This window comes from Pseudomonas sp. OA65 (assembly GCF_017498305.1).
Lineage (GTDB): Bacteria > Pseudomonadota > Gammaproteobacteria > Pseudomonadales > Pseudomonadaceae > Aquipseudomonas > Aquipseudomonas zanjanensis.
Window position 1 is genome coordinate 1 of record NZ_JAGDEZ010000107.1, and the last position, 630, is coordinate 630.

1 pseudogene is annotated in these 630 nt (G+C 65.7%); it reads left to right on the top strand.

The features are described from left to right. Window positions 1–630: pseudogene (locus J3361_RS29295) on the top strand (RHS repeat protein); the annotation flags it as partial.

The following is a 630-nucleotide window of genomic DNA, read 5'->3' on the forward strand; positions in this document are numbered from 1 at the left end:
GCCGAGCGCGACGAGCAGGGCCGCACCACCCGCTACGAATACGCCGATGACCTGCACCTGGTCAGCCGTCGCCTGAACCCCGACGGCAGCGAGCTGAAGTACCGCTACGACTCGGCGCGGCTGTTGCTGACCGAGATCGAGAACGAATCCGGCGAAAAATATCAGCTGGACTACACGCCCAACGGCTTGATCCGACAGCAAGTCGGCTTCGACGGCCAACGCACCGCCTACGCCTACGACCTCAACGGCCACCTGCTGGAAAAAACCGAACACGGCGAGGACGGTTCGCAATGGGTTACCCGCTACCAGCGTGACACGGCTGGGCGGCTGCGGGTCAAGACCTTGCCCGACGGCCAAGCCATCGAATACCGCTACGACGACCTGGGCCGGCTGGTCTACGTCGACGACGGCAGCGACCATCCGCTGGCCTTCGAATACGACGCCCAGGACCGCCTGATCAGCGAGCACCAGGGCTGGGGCACCCTGCGTTATCGCTATGACGCCTGCGGACGCCTCAACCACCTGCGCCTGCCGGACGACAGCCAGCTCAACTACCACCACGCCCCGGGCGGCGCACTGACCGCCATCGACCTCAACGGCACGCGCCTGACCGAACACCGCTTTGACGGC